We start from the raw sequence: 21,589 nt of genomic DNA, 5'->3' as shown, positions 1-21,589 counted from the left end.
GACTGTTGAATTGGCTTGAATCGATAGGTCGTGTTGTAATACATGGCCTATCACAGATGGGTAGTGCTACATTATTAGTGTGGCAAACAATAAAACAACTGAAAATGATTAATCTGTGGCATGTATTCCAGCAGATGGCTCACCTAGGCGTAGATTCATTGCCGATTATTAGCTTAACGCTACTATTTGCAGGGGCGGTTATGACCTTACAGATTACAGATGTATTAATTACATATGGAGCTCAAAGCACTGTGGGTGGTCTTATGGCTGTTGCTATGGGTCGTGAGTTAGGACCTATTTTAGTAGGGGTTGTACTGGCCGGCCGTGTTGGTGCCGCTATCACGGCTGAAATTGGTACAATGAAGGTAACTGAACAAATTGATGCGCTACGTGTTATGGCTGTCGATCCTGTTGGTTATCTCGTGGTACCTCGTGTAGTAGCATGTATGATTATGGTGCCTATTTTGGCATTTTATGGTGTAGTCATTGGTATTGCAGGTGGTTACTTTGTAGCTACTGCTATCAAAGGTCTGGCGCCAAGTACTTATTTAGATTCTATTCAAATGTTTTCTACCATTTCAGACTTTACACTAGGTCTTTTGAAATCTAGCGTATTTGGTGCTGTCATCGCATTGGTAGGTGCTTACAAGGGGATGGAAACTAAAATGGGCGCTGAAGCAGTTGGCTTCTCCACAACTAGTTCTGTAGTAACTAGTATCATTTTAGTATTTGTATTAAATTACTTTTTATCTACCTTGTTATATTAGTAGATACATTAGAGGGATTTATGATAGAACTACGCAATGTTGTAGTTGCCTATGAGTCACGTGTGATTTTAGACTCTATTAATCTCACCATCGATGATGGGGAGACGTTAGTCATATTAGGTGGTAGTGGTAGTGGTAAAAGTACACTACTTCGCTTATTGATTGGCTTGCAGCGTCCTACATCGGGACAGATTATAGTAGATGGCACAGATATTACAACATTATCTGAAGATGAATTTAATACAGTACGAAGAAAAATGGGGATGGTATTCCAATACTCTGCATTATTTGACTCTATGTCGGTAGGTGAAAATGTAGCCTTTGGCTTACGTCAGCATACGGACTTAGGAGATGATGAAATAAAACGCATTGTAGCAGAGCGACTCGATTGGGTCGGTTTAAAAGGGTATGAATCCTATATGCCTAACGAATTATCTGGAGGCATGAAGAAGCGTGTTAGCTTAGCTCGTGCCATAGCGTTAGATCCGAGTTTAATTCTCTATGATGAACCTTCATCCGGGTTAGATCCTATTACATCAGGTACGATTAGTATGTTGATTAAGGGAATGCAGCAACGGCTCGGTTGTACTTCTATCGTTGTAACGCATGATATGCAATCTGCATTTTATGTAGCAGACCGCATAGCTTTACTTGATAAGGGGAAATTTGTGGAAATTTCTGATACAATAGACTTTAAGAATTCTACAAATAAAAAGGTACAACAGTTTATTCATGGTGAAGCAGAACCAATTAACGTATCTGTGATGGGAGAGGTATAATGAAGTGGACGACGGAGGCCAAGGTAGGGGCTTTCACGATAATAGGTATAGCATTATTTATTGCGGGCATACTGTTTGTAGGCCGTATTGATATATGGGCTAAGCCGCAAATGACAATTACTGGTGATTTTGCTCAAGTTAATGGCCTAAAAAATGGCAATCAAGTTAAATACTCTGGTGTAGCTATCGGTAATGTCTCTGATATTGAGATTACACCGCATGGTGTGGTAGTAAAAATGAAGCTTGATGAAAAAACACAAATCCCAAGTGATTCTATATTTACTTTAGGGTCAGATGGTTTCTTAGGCGATAAATTTATCCAAATTTCACCTGGTCATTCTACAGTATATTTACAAGATGGTGATTCCGTTAAGGGCGAAGGTGCAGATGCTATGGATAAAGCTATGCAAAGTGCTCAAAAACTAATGGATGGCACCGAAAAAATGTTGCAGTCCATCAATAATATTATTGGTGATCCAGCAACGCAAAATGCACTTAAGCATTCCCTGCAATCTACGGCTGTAATGGCTGATAATGCAGTAGCGATTACACAAAATATGGCTGATGTAACTGCACAGCTAAATCAAGCTGCTCAACAATTTAATGCAGATGGTAATGCAGGCAATGATATGCGCGCTATTTTGACTAATTTAAAACAAACTACGGATCGTGTAGATAATATGGCTCGTTCTATGGAATCTACAGTAACAGATCCTAAAGCACAAGAAAATATTAAGGAAACATTACATAATACGGCACAAATTTCTGCTCGTATCAATAAATTGATGGGTGGTAAAGCGTACCAAACTGATGTAAATGGTAATGTTGCAGACGGGAATAATGTTGAAAAAAAGTCATCAACTAAAGTTGAGCCATCTGTAGATTTACTATATAACACAACAGATGATGAATTCCGTATCAATGGTCGTGTTCGTGCTTATAATGATAAAGGTATGGCAGAAATTGGACTATCCAATATTGGGGATGATACAAAATTCGATTTAAATGCAGGAAAATTTGTTAGTCCGAAATGGTTAGTACGTGGTGGTATTTTTGAAAGTGAATTGGGTGTGGGCGTAGATTATAATTTACGTGGTCCTGTATCCTTGTCTGCTGCTATGTATGATCTTAATCATCGTAAATATCGTATTCGTAGTGATATACGTTTACATAAAGATACTTATGGGGTTATTCAAATGACCAGACCGTTCGGTTCCACGAATGGCGGTACCTACTTTGGTATCAAACAAGTATTTTAAAGACTAATACATTCACTTTAGGTGAGTATGGAGGTACATATTATGAATAAAAAGGTTTTATCCTTGGGTGTAATGCTCTCCTTGGCTACTACAGGTGCAATGGCTGCTGATGTAGTTACAACTTCCGTTAATAATGGAGACCAATTAAGCAAATATCAAAAAGAAGCTATTCAATTAACACAAAAGCAATTAGCTGAAAAATCTGTTCAAGATAGCAAAACATATGAGAGCAAATTGGACCTCGATGAGTCTCGTACTATAGATTTGGCATTAGCTAATAACCGTACTGCAAAACAAACTAAATGGGGTTATGAAGCTGCTAAATCTGCAGTTAGCCAAGTAGCAGCAGCTAAGAACCCTAGTGTTAGCTATGGGTGGTCTGCTCAAAAAACAGGCGGTGATACTGGACGTGGTAAATCCGGTAGCCATAACTTCTCCATTAGTGCTCCTGTATTTAATCCTCAACTTGATGCAAGTATTGATTCTGCACGTTATACCCGTGAAGGTACTGGCGCTAGCTATGAAGAAGCATTGCAACAAGCAAAATACGATGCTATTAGTGGCTATTATACATTGATCATGAACCGTAATCTTGTTGATGTAGCTCAACAAGCTGTTAAAGATTACCAAGGTCATGTAACAAATGTGCAAGCTCAATATAATGTTGGCTTGGTAGCTAGTTCTGATGTATTGGCTGCTAAAACAAATCTTGCTGACTCTGAAACGAACCTTGTTAAAGCTCAAAATGTTGCAAATTTAGCAGAAGCAAGTTTAAATCAAGTTATTGCATACCCTGTACAAACGGCTATTAACACAGCAGAACATGACTTACAATATAAACCTTACAATGTTACATTAGAACAAGCTAAGGCATATGCTTTACTTCACCGTTCAGCCCTTGTTAAATCTGCACTTGATGTAAAATCTGCAGAAGAAGCTGTAAAATCTGCTAAATCTGGTTATTTACCAACTGTAGCTGTAAAAGCAGGTCGTGGCTATGCAGATCTAGATGGGTACTTTGGAACAAGTACTAAATCTTGGAGCGTAGGTGCTACTGCATCTTGGAGCTTATGGGATGGCGGTGCTACGCAAAATGCCATTAAAAAAGCTAATGCTCAACTTGAACAAGCGAAAGAAGCTAATTTAGCTACTGTTGATGCTGTATTATTAGCAGTACAAAAAGCATACTTGAACTTGCGGTCTGCAGAGCAAACAATCCAAAGCACTCAAACTGCAGTTGCTCAAGGTCAAGAAAGCTTCCGCATTGCTACACTTCGTTATCGTGCAGGTGTTGGTACAAACCTTGATGTACTCGATGCGGAAACTAAATTAACAGATGCTCGTAATAACTATGTACAAGCTCTTTATAATTACAATATTAGCATTGCAGCTCTTGAACAATTGACAGGTGTTCCATTGAATACTCCAGTTGGACAAGGCGCAGGAATTATTGCAAACAGTGGTGCAGCTGAACAACTAGCACAACTTGGTGGTAATCAATAATTGGATACTAAAAAAGACGACTTCGGTCGTCTTTTTTTTTTATAGATTTATAGAGCGTAGATTCATTGTATATTTTCATTTTTATGTTATGGTAATGTTTAAATAATTTTATCTGTAGTTATTGTAGAAAATGATTAGTAAAAAAATATATTAGTTTTATAAAATTTACCCTTAAAATACTATAGTTATTACTGTGTGTGTGGTAAGATTAGTATATATATTTATTTTATTCATAATGTGTATGGGAGATCATTATGACCCGTAAAAAGTGGTGTCTCATAGGGGCTGCAATTTTAGGATTATCTGCAGTTGGTGCTAGTATAAACCCTATAGCTAAGACCTATGTAGAACCTATGGTTAAAGAACAAGTAAATAATACCATAAACGGATCTGTGGACTATGATTCTCTTCGTATCAATTGGAATGGTGATGTAGTTTTATCAGATGTGGTGATTAAAGATCGGGATGGTCACTTAGTAGGGACGGCACAAGATGTAGCTGTTGGGGTTAAACTATCTGCATTACCAAGTATAATTGGGGGTAACACATCAGGGGCGACAGCTATATCCAATGTTACCGTGGATGCACCTGATCTTCACATATGGCAATTGAACGATGGATCTTGGAGTATAGAAAAGTTAGTTAAACCATCTGATCCGAATAAATCGGGTAGTTTTGATGGTGATATTACCATTAATAATGGTCATGTAGCGCTGCGCACTAAAGATGGCGTTAAACGCGATATTGAAAAACTTGATGGCACCGTTGCTCTTAATATGAGTGGTATGTCCAAAGGGGCATTTACTGCCGATGTAGATGGTTCATCTGTTCTTGTAAATGGCAAAATAGATATGGACGATGTGTCTAATTTTGATGTCTTTGTACAAGCCGATGAAATTGATACTGCTGGTATTATGAGCTTTGTTCCACTGCGCGAAGATCTTGTTGTAACGAAGGGGAAATTACAAGATTTACATCTCAATGTTAAGAGTGAAGATGGACAATATATTATGAGTGGCAATGTTGGCTTTAAAGGTTTAACAGGCACTTATAAGCGGGGCAATACGATGTATACCATCACTGATGGTGAAGGTCGTATTATGCTCAATCATGACCAAATTGTTATTAGCCATAGCTCTTGGCGTATCAATGATCAAGCAGCGAAGCTCAATGGTCTTATTACATTGGGGAAAGCCGAAGAATATCTCAACCTTAATGTTGTAGCGGATAAGGTGAATCTAGAAGCCATTACCGATGTGGGGGTTACTGGTATTGTCGGTGGTCGTGCTCATATTGGAGGCACTACTGTAGCGCCGCGGGTAGATGCAACTATAGGCAGTGATGGTATTTCTTATAAAGGGTACCGTGTGGACCGCGTACAAGGAAATGTAGTATACGATAATGGATTGGTTCGCATCGATGATGCTCAATTATCTATTGGCGCTGGTAATGCTAAAGTTAAAGGTCAATACGTCGTAGATACAGGTGATTTTGACGCCATTGCTAATGTTCATGCTTTATCGTTAGATACTTTCACACAAGATTTGACGATGCCTATTACAGGGACAGTTGATGGAGAAGTCCATGTTTTGGGAAAGAATAATCAACTTACGGATCTTGTAGGCGCTATTCAAGGCCATCAGATTGGGGTCCGTGGTGTAGTGTTGGATTCTGTAAAAGCGGATCTAACCCATAGTGACAATCTTACCAATATAACTATGGTTGGAAATATGGGAACTGGATCCTTTAGTGGATATGGTTCTATTCAAAATGGTCAAGTGGATGCCACAATTTCTGGTAATGCGTTACCGTTAACATCACTTAGTTCAATCATAGGTGAAGATGTTGCTGGTACTGTTAGCACATCTATTAATGTAAAAGGCGCCTTAGATAATCCTAATGTGACTGGTACTGTATGGGGACAAGAGGTTCTCTATAAGGGTGCTCATTTTAATGATATTCATAGTGATATTACTTTAGACAATCATGTTCTAACAATTACCAATGGTCATATTGGTGACGGTAGTGGTGGCTATGATATTACCGGTTGGTATAATATCAATACTGACGCCCTAGATTTAAATGCTAAAGCTCGTGCTGTACGTATTGAAAATCTAATTCGTCCTGTAACCGATATTCCTATTACAGGATGGTTTGAAACTGATAACCATATAACTGGGACTGTAGCCAATCCTATTGTAGAAGGCCGAGCTCATTTATGGGATGGGTCTGCATATGGAAAGCTTATAACTAATGCTTTTGCAAAGTATAACTATAAAAATGAAAGATTAGAATTATATCGTTTTGATATCGAAGGTTATGGTGCGACTATTACTGGTGGCGGCACTGTGTCGAAAGATGCTATTAATATTGATTTTGAAGGTAAGAAAATCGATATGGGTAGATTGCTCATCAATACCGATTATAAGGTAGATGGTTTATTAGCAGGCCGCGGTACTATAACAGGCTCTATGGATAACCCTCAGTTCAATGGCTATATTTTATCTGATGCTTTATCCATTAATGGACAGTTATTGACGGATATTCATGGTCATGTTTATGCAGATAAATCCGTTGTAAATGTACAAGATTTCTCTTTTGCTGAATCAAATGGTGGGCGTTATGTTGCTAAAGGTGGCATGAAGCTTGACGATAGCAAACAATTATTTGGTGTTTTAGATGTTACCAATGGTAGTGTAAAGAATTTATTGGCATTACTAGATCGAGCTAATGAACATCTTGATGGACAGTTAAATGGCTCTGTTGAGCTTGGAGGATCAAAGGATAATCCAAGTGTTACTGTGAATGGTAAAATTAGCGACGTTACTATTGATGATAAGGTTGTTGGTGATGCAACGATTGATGCTAGTCTAGCTAATCGAAAGTTTAAAATTACCACTTTAAAACTACCTGTTGATGAAGGACTTATTGCAATGGGTGGTACTTTGGATCTGGATGGGCAAACTGATTTACAAGTAGCCTTGAAGGATGTCGATATAGTGCCGTTCTTGCCACTCATAGGTAAGGATATTCAGGCAACAGGCTGGGTAACTGGTGTTGTGAATGTTACTGGCGAAACGAAAAATCCTAAGGTTGAATTGTCCGGAGCAGTAGAGTCCGGTTCGTTCAATGGAATTGGCATTGATGAAGGCTTTGCGTTAGCTACAATGCAAGATCATGTCATTCAAATTCAGCGTATTCAAGGTGCTAAGGGTGGCTATAAACTTAGTATTTATGGCAAGATTCCATTGGCTGCACTTTATACCTCTGGTTACATAGAAGCTAGTAATGCTAAATCTATGGACGTAACTATCGATTTTAACGAAGCTGATATGGCTGTTATTCCTCTTGTTACTACGAGTGTTAAGGATGCAACCGGTCCGTTAAAAGGGGTAATCAGACTTACTGGTACTATAGATCAACCAGAAGCATATGGTACGGTTTCTGTACGTAATGGCACTATGAAGCTGGCTAATGTAGATAGTGAAATTACAGGGATTGATGGAGACTTAATCTTCTCAGGACAGCAAGGTGATTTCCAATCCCGTATTACCATGGGTAAAGGTAGTGCAGGTTTAGCTGCTAAGGTAAATTGGTCTGGCCATGAGCTTACTAACTATAAGGCTGCCGTTCAACTAGATGGTTTAGATGTAGGTAGCGAATATATTAAGGGACCGTTAAATGGGGAACTTTACATTGCAGAACGTGATGGATTACCTACCTTGATAGGTAATTTGGACCTAGAAAACATCCAATTCAAGATTCCTCTTTCTTTACAGTCTAGTGAAAGTAGTACTAATATGGGTGTAGATGTTAATATTCATGCTGGCAAAGGAGTACGCTTATATGATCGAACTCTATATAACATGTTTATCGGTGGTGATGTTCATTTCGGTGGCACATTACAAAACCCAACTGCTAGTGGCCAGTTTGATGTTAAATCTGGTACATTCAAATACTTAAGTCATGTATTTAATATTACGAAGGGGAATGCACACTTTGTAAGTGGCTCTTATTTACCAAACTTACAATTAGAGGCTGAAACGAATGTAAGTAACTACAATATTATGCTTGGTGTAAAAGGGACTGTAGACCATATGGATCTTACTTTGTCGTCTAATCCTAGCTTGTCTAGAAAGCAAATTATTTCCATGCTAACCTTTGGTCGTGGGGCAGATTCAAATAGCAGTACATTGACAAATGATGATGTAAATGCTGTTGCTACAGCAGGGTTACAAATGTTTGCCTTTGGCTATGTGCAAGATGCATTGCAAAATACATTAGGTTTAGATCGGATTAATATTACGACAGGTTCCATTGATCCTGATGAACCAACTAATAGGGCAACGGCAGGTAATTACAATATTGAAATTGGCAAGTATATTGTGCCAAAGGTAATGCTTACTTATTCTCAAGGTATCAATAATAAACAAAATAAATATGGTGTAGAGTATTCTGTAAAACGAAACCTCAAGTTTACTGCATGGCATACATCGCAAGGAAACAATTATTTAGGGGGTCGTTGGACAAGAAGCTTTTAAGTTTATGACTAGAGTGTGCAAATCCCATGGGTATGCACATTCTAGTCATATTAATTTCATAAAATTTGTTTAATATAGTACTCATTCCCAGTATTTTATGCTATAATAATAAAGATTTATTAGTCTTTATAAAACAAGATGTAAACTTTTTATGGGGATGAGTTCTAGGAGGAATTTATGTTTAAACCAAAAGCCTATAAAAGTATGCTTGCAGCATCTGTGTTGACTGCTGTCATGGGGACAGGCAGTGTATTTGCTGCAGAGGTACAAGCTGGCTATACTCCAGATTTAAATAACACAACAACAACTAGTGCAGCAACTACTAATGATGCTACTACTACACAAGCTGTTTACAATGCTGATGCAGCGACACCTGCAACAACACAAGATGAAACTGATGCAGCTATCTTAGCAGCTCGTGGTGATACAACTGTATCTAGCGATGGTACTGTAGTTAAAGGTTCTGACGGAACTGTTACAGTCAATAATGCTGCTTTGAAAACAGATGACAAACAAGTAAAAATGGTGTCTAAAACTACTGGTGGTACTGACCTTGATAAGGCTGCTGAAAATGGCCAAACTCAAGCTGTTACAACTGTAGAAGCTCAATATGTTACATCTGCTAATGCTGAGACTATTAATCCATATGTAGGTAAATTGATTACTGGTTTATCTATTTCTGGTGTAACAGCTGAACAACAAGCACAATTATTGCCTATCTTGACAGAAAAAATCGGCGATGCTGTATCTGTTGATGGTGTATTCAAAGACGTAACTAACCTTGGTAATACTGGTTACTTCTCTGAAGTAAACCCTGTATTTACTACAGTACCTGAAGGCGTTAAATTGGACTTTGCTGTTACAGTAAATCCGATTACTACTGGCGTGGCTTTCGAAGGTAATACAGTTTATACTTCTGAAGTATTGACTAAATTCATGGACATTCAACCAGGTCAAGTTCTTAACTCTGTATATGTAGGCCAAAAGGTTCAAGGTATCAATGCAGCATATGCTCGTGATGGCTACATGTTGGCACACGTTGATGGTATTCGCGTAGATGATCAAGGCGTGCTTCATGTACATATCGTGGAAGGCATTGTAGAGGATATTATTCCTGCTGGTAACAAGAAAACACGCGATAAAGTTATTACTCGTGAATTCGTTCAAAAGAAAGGTAAACCTTTCAATAAATTCTTGGTACGCCGTTCTGTAGAACGCGTATACAACCTAGGCTTCTTTGATGATGTAAATGTTCGCATGTTGCCTGGCGATCAAGATCCTAATAATGTAATCATTGAAATCGATGTTTTGGAACATAAAACAGGTACTATTACATTAGGTGCAGGTTACTCCAAATCTGATGGTTTGATGGGTATCATTGAATTTGGTGAAGATAACTTCCGTGGTACTGGTGATAAATTCAAAGTTCACTGGGAAATCGGTGGTAAGAAAAAATATAAAAACTACCAAATCTCTTACTTGAAACCTTGGATTGATAGCAAAGGTACATCTCTTGGCTTCTCCTTCTTCAACCGTGAAGATGAATACACTGATTACAACGAAGACGGTAATGAAGTAGCTGAATATAACAAGAAATCTCGTGGTTTCAATATTTCCTTCGGTCGTCAAACAGGGGAATATACTCGTGATTACTTGACTCTTGAATCCCGTAAAGATTCTTATAAATGGGATGATGATGACAGCTCTGGCTTCCGTTATGACAAAAATGCGGGCAAAGGTAAAAATTGGAATAATGGTTCCTACAACTTTGCAAATGATAAATATGTAGATAAAAACTTTGGTCGTATCAATTCCATTACATGGCAAAAGGTATACGATTCCCGTGATAATATTTATGAACCTACACGTGGTCGTCGTATTTCTTATACAGCACAATGGGCTGGTCATGGCTTAGGCGGTGACTTCGACTTCTACAAATTCACAGCTGAAGCACGTATGTATAAAAAACTAGGTGCTAAGAATGTATTGGCATTCCGCGCACGTGGTGGCTTTATCCAAGGTGATGCTCCTTATAGCCAATTGTTCACATTGGGTGGTGCAGACTCCTTACGTGGTTACGAAGATGATCAATTCCGCGGTAAGTATATGTACAATGCTACATTGGAATTCCGTTTCCCAATCGTTAAAAAGGTTAGTGGTGTATTGTTCACTGATATCGGTGATGCATGGGATGCACCAAATGTTTCTTGGTACAATAGCAAGAAAACATTTAACTATGGTGTTGGTGCTGGTGTTCGTATTACTACACCAATTGGCCCAGTTAAACTTGATTATGGCGTGGGTAAACATAAAAATAAATTCCACTTCAGCTTCGGCACACAATTCTAATATAGTAAATGTATATGGTGGAGGCCTCTTTTCTAAAGAGGCTTTCACCAATATCTCTATATGGCATCCTTTGATGTAGTAATTTAAAGAAATGAGGGCACTCTATTATGATGCGAATGATGAACAACAAGGCGAATGTGAAAATTTTCTCCATCGTCATTGCTGCTATTTTTATTATCGGTATTGGTGCATTGGCATATACTCAAATGGCTACGCCAACTGGTAGTAGTGGTAACAGCACAATTGGTGTTATCGATACATCTCGTATGATGTCTCAAGATAATCCAATTTATATCTCTGCAGCTCAAGAATATATGAGCTATCAAAGCCAATTACAACAAGAAACACAAGCAAAAATTGATGCAGCACAAGATGATGCGACTAAACAAAAATTAGCTGAAGAAGCACGTCAAAACTTAGCAAAAAAAGATCAAGAAATTGCTAAATCCGTTCAAGATAAAGCGATGGAAGCAGCAAAAGCTGTGGGTGATGCAAAAGGCCTTAGCGTTGTAATGACTAAAGACACTGTATTATATGGTGGTGTAGATATTACAGATCAAGTATTGAAAAAATTAGCTAATGATGCGAAAAAATAAACTGTAGTTCTATGTAAGGGAGAACGACAATGAACGGGAAAAAACGATATATCGGATTTGCCATATTTCTCGTTGTTGCATTATGTGCTATGGTTTGGGCCTATGGATTTGTGACGAATCGTCAGCAGAGTCCTGATGGGGTATCAATAGGTGTTGTACGTATTGATGATGTATTAGAGTTTAATCCTTCTTATGAGGATTATAAACAAGCTAAAAATGAATTGGACCTTTTACAACGTCAGTATGAACTTGAACAACAAGCTCTAAATGCCAAGTCAGAGACACAAGAGGAACAATTGAAATCTCTTGCATTAGATTCAACCTTGTCAGATGCTCTTACGGTGGAATTGCAAACTCGTATTGCAACAAAAGAAAATGAATTGAATCAGCAATTAAATGCAAAACGAAACGAACTTACGCAAAAATATTTGGCTGAGTTAAAAGTTAGCCCTAATGAATATGATTTAGAAATCGTTAATCTACAGTTAGATCTTTATGCTTATGATGCTCGTGTATACATTGATGATGCACAAAAAGAAGCAGCTATGGCAGAGAAGGCTAAGAAAGAGGAGCGATTGAAGGAGTTATTAGCTAAGAGAAAACCATCTAATCTAGATATGGACTCTATTAAGGCTAAAGTACAAGCAGAACTTGCTCCTATGCAACAAAAAGGGCAAGAAGAGCTTAACCAATATGCAGCATCTTTACAAAAGGAGTTGGCTGCAAAACGGGATACTATGGTACAACAACAAGCACAATCTATTATTGCTAATAATAACTTACCTGTTGCTCAGGACTGGAATGATTCTTGGGCTAAAAAGCTTTCAGATAAGGAAGCTGAAGTGAGTGCACTTCATGAGGCCATTTTAGAAGATGTTCGTATGCGTGTAGCAATTATTGCAGAGGAACAACATTTAGATTTAGTCATCATCGATGATGGTGGTAATATTAAGGGGCTTGATATTACTGATGCTGTAAAAGCGTCCTATCGAGTTCAATAAGGAGTTATATTATGAATAAACGTATTAAATCTTTAGTATTAGGTGCATCCTTAGTGGCTTCTATGGCTGTTTTAGGTGGTTGTGGTTCTAATAATATTGGTTATGTTGATAGCGTGAAAGTAGCAAACAGCACTGAAAAAGGTATTGAAATCACTAAAGAAATTAATGCTAAAAAAGCTGAGTTGGATGCTAAAATTGCAGCCGCTGATGAAGCATCTAAACAAAATGTATTTAATCAAGCTAATCAAGAGTTAAACGCCTTTGCCAATGCAAAAGCACAAGAATATCGTCAATATCAAGAACAAAAAGTTGGTGAACTTGTAAAAGAGAAAAAACTTGATGTTGTTATCGAAAAAGGTGCTGTTGTTGGTGGTGGCTCTGATGTGACTGATGATTTGATTGCGAAGATGGGCAAAGCTTCTGATGACCAAATTAAAGAAGCTGAAAATGCGGCTAAAGCACAAGAACAACAAGATGCACAACAAAATGCTCAACAAGCAGGTCAAACTACAGCAGTTAATACTGAGGAAAGTGCACAATAATTAAGGATTATTACAGGGGGAGGAGTTTACCTTGGAAAAAACTTTACAGGAACTCGCAACATTAGTAGGTGGTCGTGTTATAGGCGATGCATCTATTGTTATTACTGAGACACGTAGCTTTGAACAAGCCGTAAAACAATCCATAACTTTTGCAGTAGGTGAATATGTTGAACATATTGCATTATGCCAAGCGGGTGCTGTGATCGTTGAATCTGAAGTGACAGATGCACCGATGGCTCAAATTGTAGTTGATAATGCAAAAGCAGCATTTGCACAAGTGTTAGAACTCTTCCATCCACCTGTTGTTGTTCCTAGAGAAGTGCATAGCACTGCTATTATTGGCGAAAATGTAACGATTGGAAAAAATGTTTCTATTGGTGCCTATTGTGTTATTAATGATAATGCAGTCATTGAAGATAATGTAACAATTCGCCCATATGTTTATATTGGACATAATGTGCGTATTGGCGAAGGTTCTGATATTTATGCAGGCGCTATTGTTCATGAAAATTGTATTTTAGGTAAACGCGTTGTATTGCGTGCTAAAGCAGTAATTGGTGGCGAAGGCTTTGGTTTTGCTACAGAGAATGGCGTACATACACATATTCCACAAGTTGGTAATGTTATTCTTGAAGATGATGTTGAGATTGGATCTTGTACAACAATTGATAATGCTACAATGGGATCTACATTAGTTCGTCGTGGTACAAAAATTGATAACCTTGTACACCTTGGTCACAATGTGGAAATTGGTGAAGATTGCTTCTTGATTGCTCAAGTTGGTATTGCAGGTAGTACTAAATGTGGTAATCATGTAATCTTTGCAGGTCAAACTGGTTGTACTGGACATATCACAATTGGAGATAATGTACAATTTGCTGGAAAGACTGGTATTACAGGTAATGTACCATCTAATTCTATTATGGCGGGCTATCCTATGAGACCACATAAAGAATGGTTAAAATTGGCAGCCTATGAAAACCGTTTGCCGGATATGGTTAAAACAGTAAAACAACTACAAAAAGAAATTGACGCTTTGAAAGCACAGCTGAAGGAGAGCTAATAATCCATGTATAGGTTTATGAAAATCTTTAGTGCCTTTATTTGCTTATTACCTAAAGGTTTGCAATATGCTATTGGTACATTGCTTGGTGAAATTGCGTGGCTAGCAGTGCCGCCTAAACGCAAGCGCCTAGCGATAGGCCAAATTCTATTCTGTAATATTACCGATGACCCCAAGGAAGCTCGACGCATTGCGAAAGCTAGTACTACACGCTTTGGTCGCATGATTATTGATGTATTACGCTATCCTGAAATTAAGGATGGTGCATACAAAGATATGGTAGAGTTTATTAACAAAGAGTACTTAGATGATGCTTTAGAAAATGGTCGAGGCGCAATCTTGGCGGCTGTTCATAGTGGCAACTGGGAACTCCTTGGGGGGGTTCTTGCTTCGGAAGGGTATCCGTTAATTTCTGTGGCTATGAAACAGAATGGTGATGCCGATAAGTTTATCAATGAATATCGTCAGATTATGCACCAACATGTGACTTATAAAACTGGTGTGCGGGAAATGATCAATGAACTAAAAAAAGGTGCTTTTTTAGGCCTTATTATGGATCAGGATCCTGGTGATGATGGTGTTCTTGTACCATTCTTTGGTTATGAAACATTGACGGCTGCTGGACCAGCTGTACTGGCTCGTATGCAAGATGTACCTATCATTTTTGTAACAATACATTATAGTCCATTTTCTGAGAAGCATGAGATTGAAGTACATCCACCAATTTATGTGGAGCGTACAGATGATAAAAAACGTGATATAGCAGTAACAACAACGCTTTTAAATGAGTTTATTGAAGATTATATTAGAAGATATCCTGAAGATTGGTTCTGGCTTCATAACCGTTGGAAGTGGACACGTCGTTTCTATGGCGAGCATATTGAAACTCCGCCAGATGTATATCGCTAATTATTAAATATAAAGAGATTTTACATGTGTATTTGTACAGTGTCGATTTAGATGCCGCATGAATAAAGCATAGTAAAGTCTCTTTTTATTTTACGGTGTATAAAGTACTATTTATAATTAAATTTATATAGAGTTAATTATGTGAAAAATACTTTCAAAATCATTGAATATATGGTAAATTCCTTGTATCACCTATGCAAATAGGGTATAATACATATTGGTGTATAGTAAACGTGAATTCAGATTATGAAAGGACTTTCTTATGAGTAAGCCACAACAAACAATTAAACAGGCTATTTCATATCAAGGGATTGGCCTTCATAGCGGTGAACCAGTGAATATGGTTTTTAAACCTGCACCTGAAAATACAGGAATTGTGTTTATCCGTACGGACATTGAAGGTCATCCTTCTGTGCGAGCACACATTGATAATGTGACGAACACTATGCGCGCTACTACATTGGAAAATGGTGAAGCGAAGGTTTTCACTGTAGAACATGTTATGGCTGCGTTCAGTGCTATGAATATTGATAACTGTTATATCGAGATGGATTCTCCTGAACCTGCTGTAGGTGATGGTAGTAGTGCTATTTTTGTAGGCCTTATAGAAGAGGCTGGCATTCAAGAACAATCAGCACCACGTCATGTATATAAAATAACTCGATCCCATGCTATTTATGATGGTGATCGTTTTGTAGTTATTTTGCCATACGATGGCTATCGCATTACATTTACATCGGTTAACAGTCATCCGTTACTGGGTACGCAAAATTGCGATTTTGAGGTTTCACCAGAAAACTTTAAAGAGCATATTAGTGCTGCTAGAACTATCGGATTTATGAAAGAATTAGAACAATTACAGGCAATGGGCCTTGCAAAAGGTGGTACCTTAGATAATGCGTTAGTTTATGATGATGAGAAGTGTTTGTCTGTACCTCGCTTTGATGACGAATTAGTTCGTCATAAGGCATTAGACGTAGTAGGCGACTTATTCTTATTAGGACGAATCGAAGGTCATGTAATTGCTATGAAATCGAGTCATGAATTAAACTCAAAATTGGCTCGTAGTATAATGGAAGAAATAAGGGAGACACAGCCATGATTCTTAATCACGAAGACATTTTAGAAATTTTACCTCATCGTTATCCTATGCTTTTGGTAGATCGCATCGTTGAGTTAGAACCTATGAAACGCGCTGTGGGCATTAAAAACGCTACATTCAACGAATTGTTCTTCCAAGGTCACTTCCCAGGTAATCCAGTAATGCCAGGCGTGTTATTGACTGAGGCTATTGCACAAGTTGGTGGTATTGCTTTGCTATACCCTGAAGAAAACCGAGGTCTTACACCTATGTTTACAGGTATTGATAAAGTTCGTTTCCGTCATCCTGTGAAACCTGGTGATCAAGTACGTATGGAAGTTGATATTGTAAAAATCAAAGGTAAAATGGGTAAGGTTGAAGGCCGTGCCTATGTTGGCGACAAATTGTGCGCTAGCGGTGAATACATGTTTGCCCTTGTATAATGATTGAGGAGTGATTGTAGTGATAGTTGTAGGCATGGAAAATGCAGAATCCAACATCCATAGTACAGCCATAGTCCATCCAAATGCTAAATTGGGCAAAGATGTAATCGTAGGTCCTGGCGCTGTAATCGGCGAACATGTCGAAATTGGCGATGGGACACAAATCGGTGCACATGTTGTAATTGGTGGTTGGACAACCATTGGTAAGCGTTGTGAGATTTATCCTAACGCATCTATTGGGTTGGAACCGCAAGATTTAAAATTCAAAGGCGAAAAAAGCTATTGTAATATTGGTGATGAAACGGTTATCCGTGAATTTGTCACTATTAGCCGCGCTACTGGAGAAGGTGAAGAAACACGTGTAGGCAATAACTGCTTGCTTCAGGCATGTACACATGTGGCTCATAACTGTATTGTTGGTAATAATGTAATTATGAGTAACTGTGCAGGCTTAGCTGGTCATGCTATCGTTGAAGATCGCGTAGTTATTGGTGGCCTTGCAGGTATTCATCAATTTGTTAAGATTGGTCGAAATGCTATGGTTGGTGGCATGGCTAAGGTGGTCCAAGATATCCCACCATACGTTATTGCTGATGGTCAACCAGCGCGTGTTATCGGCCTTAACTCTGTTGGTTTATCTCGTGCAGGTATTTCAGAAGAAGTACGCCGAGATTTGAAACAAGCATTCCGTATTATTTATCGTTCTGGTTTTAGTTTATCTAAGGCTATTGAAGAAATGGAAATGCAGCTTGACTCTTCTGTAGAAATTGAAAATTTATTACGCTTCTTACGCAATGCCGATCGTGGTATTATGCGTACACGTCGCGACTAATTCAAAAGACCTCGTACAATGTACGAGGTCTTTTTTGTGTGCTAAATAATTCTGTTAAAATGTTGAAGAAATAGGCATAAAACATGGTGTTTTAATGGTAAAAAGTATCCATTTATAGTACAATATATTGTATATGATTATGTCTTTTTTGAGGCATTATTTATTGTAAATTTGTAATTACTAATTGATATATAGGCCGTAGGTCATCTAGGAGGTATAGTCTTGGCAAAGGTAGGATTGATTGCAGGCATTGGAGTTTTACCTGTAGAATTCATGCGAGCCGCTCATGTATTAGGTCACGAGGTAGTTGTTATCGGCGTGGTTCCAGATGTAGACCCGGCTTTGAAGGCTGAGGCCGATGCTTTCTATGATATTAGTGTTGCTAAACTAGGTAAAATCTTCAAAACCTTGAAAAATGAAGGTGTTGTGGAGTTAACCATGTTAGGCAAAGTTACTAAAGAAATTCTTTTTAAGGGTCTTGCTTTCCCAGACTTGAAAACATTAGGCGTGCTTAAACGTTTGAAAAATCGCAAGGATGACACGATTATGCTTGCCATCGTTGATGAAATTGAAAGAGAAGGATTTAAAGTTTTAGATCAAACCGTATATCTAAAACCATTTATGCCAAAGGTGGGGGTGCTTTCAAAAACACAACCCACTGATGAGCAATGGGCGGATATTTGCTTTGGCTTTGAACTAGCAAAACAAATGGGCGGTCTTGATATTGGACAAACTGTTGTTGTTAAGCACAAAGCGGCAATGGCTATCGAGGCTATTGAAGGTACTGATAAGTGCATTTTGCGTGGCGGTGAGTTAGGTCGTGGTGAGGCTGTTGTAGTTAAAACAGAAAAGCCAAATCAAGACGTGCGTTTTGATGTACCTGCTGTGGGGATTAAAACATTAATGTCTATGATTGACAGTGGCTGTAAAGTGTTAGCTGTTGAAGCAGAAAAGACTATTTTTGTTCAGCAAGAAGACGTACTTGATATGGCTAATCGCCATGGTATTGTCATCTGTGCTGTAGACCAAGAATTTGTGAATTCCAGAAAGGATGCATAATGAAAGTCATGTTTTCCGCCGGAGAAGCATCCGGTGATACTCATGCGGCCAGCGTTGCAAATGCACTAAAAGAAATAGATCCTTCGGTCGATATGTTTGGTATGGGTGGCACCTTGATGGAACGCGCTGGTGTTCGCATCGTATATGATATTAAAAATTTAGGTGTTATAGGGATTGTAGAGATTGTCAAATCCTTACCAAAATTCTTTAAACTTCGCACCTATTTAAAACGCGTCATGATGAAGGAAAAACCGGATATTCTCGTATGTGTAGACTATCCTGGGTTTAATATGAAGCTGGCAGCCGTAGCTCATGAATTAGGGATTCCTGTTCTATATTACATTGCCCCTACAATTTGGGCATGGCATAGTAGCCGTGGCAATACGATTCGCAAGTATGTCACTAAGGTGGCATCTATATTTCCTTTTGAAGCAGAAGCGTATCGCAAATATAAATGCGATGTAGAATTTGTAGGACATCCTTTATTAGATATTGTACATCCTACAATGACTAAAGATGAGGCTGAGGAATATTTTGGAGCCCGTAAAGAAGCTAAAAAGGTTTTACTCATGCCTGGCAGTCGTAAACAAGAGGTTTTATCATTGCTTGATACGATGTTAAAAAGTGGTGAGCAATTGATGGCAAACCATGAAGATATTCAATTCTTCTTACCTCGAGCACATACCATCGATCGCAGTGAGCTGGAAACCTTTATCGATGCTCATAAGGTGCCTGTTACGATTACAGAAGACCATACGTATGACTTGATGCAGATTTGTGATGTGTGCCTTGCCGCATCAGGAACTGCTACGTTGGAAACAGCAATGATGGAATTACCGACAGTGTTACTGTACCGTGTATCCCCAATTACTTATGGTATTGGGAAAATGGTAGTAAATGTATCACATGTAGGATTGCCTAATATTGTGGCCGGTAAAGAGGTAATTCCTGAATTATTACAAGATTCTGTTACACCACAGGCTATTGTATCTTTAGTGGAACCTCTTCTAACTGATGTTGAGAAAAATAAAGCTATGCGCAGTGAATTGCGTGAAGTACATCATAAATTAGGTGAACCAGGCGCCGTAAAGCGTGTAGCGGAATTAGTATATAATCTCGGTAAGGAGAAATGTAATGAATAGTTACTCTAGGCTCTTATATTTTGTAAAGCCTTATTATAAACGCATGATCTTTGCAGTATTTTGCATGATTGTTGCGGCTGCAGCCTACTTGGTAGTTCCTTGGCTAATTAAAAATGTAGTAGACCAAGTATTAGATGAAAAGAATATATTTATGTTGAACCTCATTGTAGGTGCTATCATTCTTATATTCTTAATTCGTGGCTTTGCTACCTATGGTCAAACCTATAATATGTCCTACATTGGACAACGTGTCATCATTGATGTCCGTGAGGCCATTTTTAATCACTTGCAAAAATTAAGTTTATCTTATTTTGACCGCCGTAAAACAGGCGTTATCATGAGTAATCTTACAAATGACGTTGCTGCGCTTCAGTCTGCTGTAGTGGATAACTTAATTTCCTTTATTACAGAATCTGTAACACTGATAGGTTCTCTCGTGTCTATGCTTCTCATTGACTGGAAATTGACACTAGTTACCTTTATTACGGTTCCTGTAGTGCTTGTAATTATCAATGTATTTGGTAAAAAGCTTCGCGTTGCAGGTCATGATGTACAAGGTCGTGTGGCTGACATTACAGCTCTTTTACAAGAGGTTATTAGTGCAATTCGTGTTGTGAAATCCTTCGCTCGTGAAGATTTTGAGCGCAAGCGTTTCGAAGATGAAAATGATCGCAACTTTAAAGCTGTTATTAAAGCTACTAAGTTGACTAGTTTACTAAGTCCAATGGTCGAGTTTTCTGCGGCTATTGCAGTGGCAGTCATTCTTTGGTATGGTGGCTATTCTGTAGTAACAGGAACTATTACAGCAGGCTCTTTGATTGCTTTCTTGATTTATGCCATTAATTTGTCCAACCCGGTAAAACGTTTGAGCCAAGTGTATGGTAACATTCAAAAAGCCTTAGCAGCAGCTGATCGTGTATTTGAAATCTTAGATACTAAAACTGATGTTGTAGAAAAAGCTGATGCTATTACGTTGCCATCTATTAAAGGCGATGTAGAGTTCAAAGATGTTTCCTTCTCTTATGATGGTGAAAAAACGGCGCTTGAAAACTTCACGTTGTCTGTTAAGGCTGGTGAAAGTGTAGCCCTTGTTGGTCCATCTGGAGCAGGTAAAACGACTCTTGCTAACTTGTTACCTCGCTTCTACGATGTAACGGGTGGCGCTCTTACCATCGATGGTTATAATGTAAAAGATGTTACATTTAAATCATTACGTGAGCAAATCGGACTTGTACCACAAGAAACAGTATTATTTAATGCCACAATTAAAGAGAATATCTTGTATGGTCGATTAGATGCTACTGATGAAGAGGTATATGAAGCTGCTAAGGCTGCTAATGTTCTTGAATTCGTAGAAAAGATGCCTGATGGTCTCGATACAGTTGTAGGTGAGCGAGGCAGCTCCTTATCTGGCGGTCAACGTCAACGGGTAGCCATTGCACGGGCTATTTTAAAAGATCCTCGTATTCTAATCTTGGATGAAGCTACATCTGCATTAGATACAGAGAGTGAAAAACTTGTACAAGAGGCACTAGATCGCCTCATGAAAGGGCGGACTGCATTTGTTATTGCCCATCGATTGAGCACAGTTCAAAATGCTCATCAAATTGTTGTACTTAATCAAGGCCACTTGGTAGAGCAGGGGACTCACCAAGAGCTATTAGCTATTAATGGCGGATTGTACAATCATCTCTATTCCGTTCAATTCTCCAACAAAGGATAA

General features: G+C 38.5%; 17 protein-coding genes. All 17 read left to right on the top strand.

Annotated elements, in window-relative coordinates; translation table 11 throughout:
• Nucleotides 1–5: 5 nt before the first annotated feature.
• The 17 genes from VEIS1202513_RS06590 to VEIS1202513_RS06510 all read left to right on the top strand — a co-directional run bounded on the left by VEIS1202513_RS06590 (nt 6) and on the right by VEIS1202513_RS06510 (nt 21,589).
• Entirely contained in the window at nt 6–767 is a 762-nt protein-coding gene (locus VEIS1202513_RS06590) for an MlaE family ABC transporter permease (protein WP_119206302.1), read from the top strand.
• Nucleotides 768–787: 20 nt separating this feature from the next.
• Entirely contained in the window at nt 788–1,546 is a 759-nt protein-coding gene (locus tag VEIS1202513_RS06585) for an ABC transporter ATP-binding protein (protein ID WP_024066737.1), read from the top strand.
• A complete protein-coding gene (locus tag VEIS1202513_RS06580; RefSeq protein WP_213467102.1) occupies nt 1,546–2,805 on the top strand; it encodes an MlaD family protein in 1,260 nt (419 codons plus the stop codon). The genes VEIS1202513_RS06585 and VEIS1202513_RS06580 overlap by 1 nt, the downstream gene beginning before the upstream one ends.
• A gap of 42 nt (nt 2,806–2,847) precedes the next feature.
• Nucleotides 2,848–4,308 (top strand): TolC family protein, encoded by a 1,461-nt coding sequence (locus VEIS1202513_RS06575; protein ID WP_213467101.1) that lies wholly within the window; start codon nt 2,848–2,850, stop codon nt 4,306–4,308.
• 254 nt (nt 4,309–4,562) lie between these two features.
• Nucleotides 4,563–8,849 (top strand): translocation/assembly module TamB domain-containing protein, encoded by a 4,287-nt coding sequence (locus VEIS1202513_RS06570; RefSeq protein ID WP_213467100.1) that lies wholly within the window; start codon nt 4,563–4,565, stop codon nt 8,847–8,849.
• A 177-nt stretch (nt 8,850–9,026) separates the two neighbouring features.
• The gene (locus VEIS1202513_RS06565; protein ID WP_156719789.1) at nt 9,027–11,198 is read left to right on the top strand and encodes a BamA/OMP85 family outer membrane protein; all 2,172 of its coding nucleotides are present in this window, start codon (nt 9,027–9,029) and stop codon (nt 11,196–11,198) included.
• A gap of 107 nt (nt 11,199–11,305) precedes the next feature.
• Nucleotides 11,306–11,794, top strand: a complete 489-nt coding sequence (locus VEIS1202513_RS06560; protein WP_060924949.1) for an OmpH/Skp family outer membrane protein — start codon at nt 11,306–11,308, stop codon at nt 11,792–11,794.
• 29 nt (nt 11,795–11,823) lie between these two features.
• A complete protein-coding gene (locus VEIS1202513_RS06555) occupies nt 11,824–12,795 on the top strand; it encodes a coiled-coil domain-containing protein (protein WP_213467098.1) in 972 nt (323 codons plus the stop codon).
• 11 nt (nt 12,796–12,806) lie between these two features.
• On the top strand, nt 12,807–13,337 hold the full coding sequence (locus tag VEIS1202513_RS06550; protein WP_060924947.1) for an OmpH/Skp family outer membrane protein: 531 nt from the start codon (nt 12,807–12,809) through the stop codon (nt 13,335–13,337).
• Nucleotides 13,338–13,368: 31 nt separating this feature from the next.
• Nucleotides 13,369–14,400, top strand: coding sequence for a UDP-3-O-(3-hydroxymyristoyl)glucosamine N-acyltransferase (lpxD, locus tag VEIS1202513_RS06545; protein WP_156719787.1), 1,032 nt, complete (start codon nt 13,369–13,371; stop codon nt 14,398–14,400).
• 6 nt (nt 14,401–14,406) lie between these two features.
• Entirely contained in the window at nt 14,407–15,309 is a 903-nt protein-coding gene (locus VEIS1202513_RS06540; RefSeq protein WP_213467095.1) for a lysophospholipid acyltransferase family protein, read from the top strand.
• A gap of 262 nt (nt 15,310–15,571) precedes the next feature.
• Nucleotides 15,572–16,411, top strand: a complete 840-nt coding sequence (gene lpxC / locus VEIS1202513_RS06535; protein ID WP_213467093.1) for a UDP-3-O-acyl-N-acetylglucosamine deacetylase — start codon at nt 15,572–15,574, stop codon at nt 16,409–16,411.
• Entirely contained in the window at nt 16,408–16,833 is a 426-nt protein-coding gene (gene fabZ / locus VEIS1202513_RS06530) for a 3-hydroxyacyl-ACP dehydratase FabZ (RefSeq protein ID WP_004695477.1), read from the top strand. The genes lpxC and fabZ overlap by 4 nt, the downstream gene beginning before the upstream one ends.
• A gap of 19 nt (nt 16,834–16,852) precedes the next feature.
• Complete coding sequence (gene lpxA / locus VEIS1202513_RS06525; protein WP_174683260.1) at nt 16,853–17,665, top strand: acyl-ACP--UDP-N-acetylglucosamine O-acyltransferase; 813 nt, start codon at nt 16,853–16,855, stop codon at nt 17,663–17,665.
• A gap of 222 nt (nt 17,666–17,887) precedes the next feature.
• Entirely contained in the window at nt 17,888–18,724 is an 837-nt protein-coding gene (locus VEIS1202513_RS06520; protein WP_156719785.1) for an LpxI family protein, read from the top strand.
• Nucleotides 18,724–19,866: a lipid-A-disaccharide synthase gene (gene lpxB, locus VEIS1202513_RS06515; protein WP_060924943.1), complete on the top strand. Its 1,143-nt coding sequence runs from the start codon at nt 18,724–18,726 to the stop codon at nt 19,864–19,866. The genes VEIS1202513_RS06520 and lpxB overlap by 1 nt, the downstream gene beginning before the upstream one ends.
• A complete protein-coding gene (locus VEIS1202513_RS06510) occupies nt 19,859–21,589 on the top strand; it encodes an ABC transporter ATP-binding protein (RefSeq protein WP_213467091.1) in 1,731 nt (576 codons plus the stop codon). Before lpxB ends, VEIS1202513_RS06510 begins: the two co-directional genes overlap by 8 nt.

Source organism: Veillonella orientalis (genome assembly GCF_018406505.1).
Taxonomy (GTDB): domain Bacteria; phylum Bacillota; class Negativicutes; order Veillonellales; family Veillonellaceae; genus Veillonella; species Veillonella nakazawae.
The sequence above is the reverse complement of the archived record's forward strand: the minus strand, read 5'-3'. Positions and strand labels throughout refer to the sequence as shown.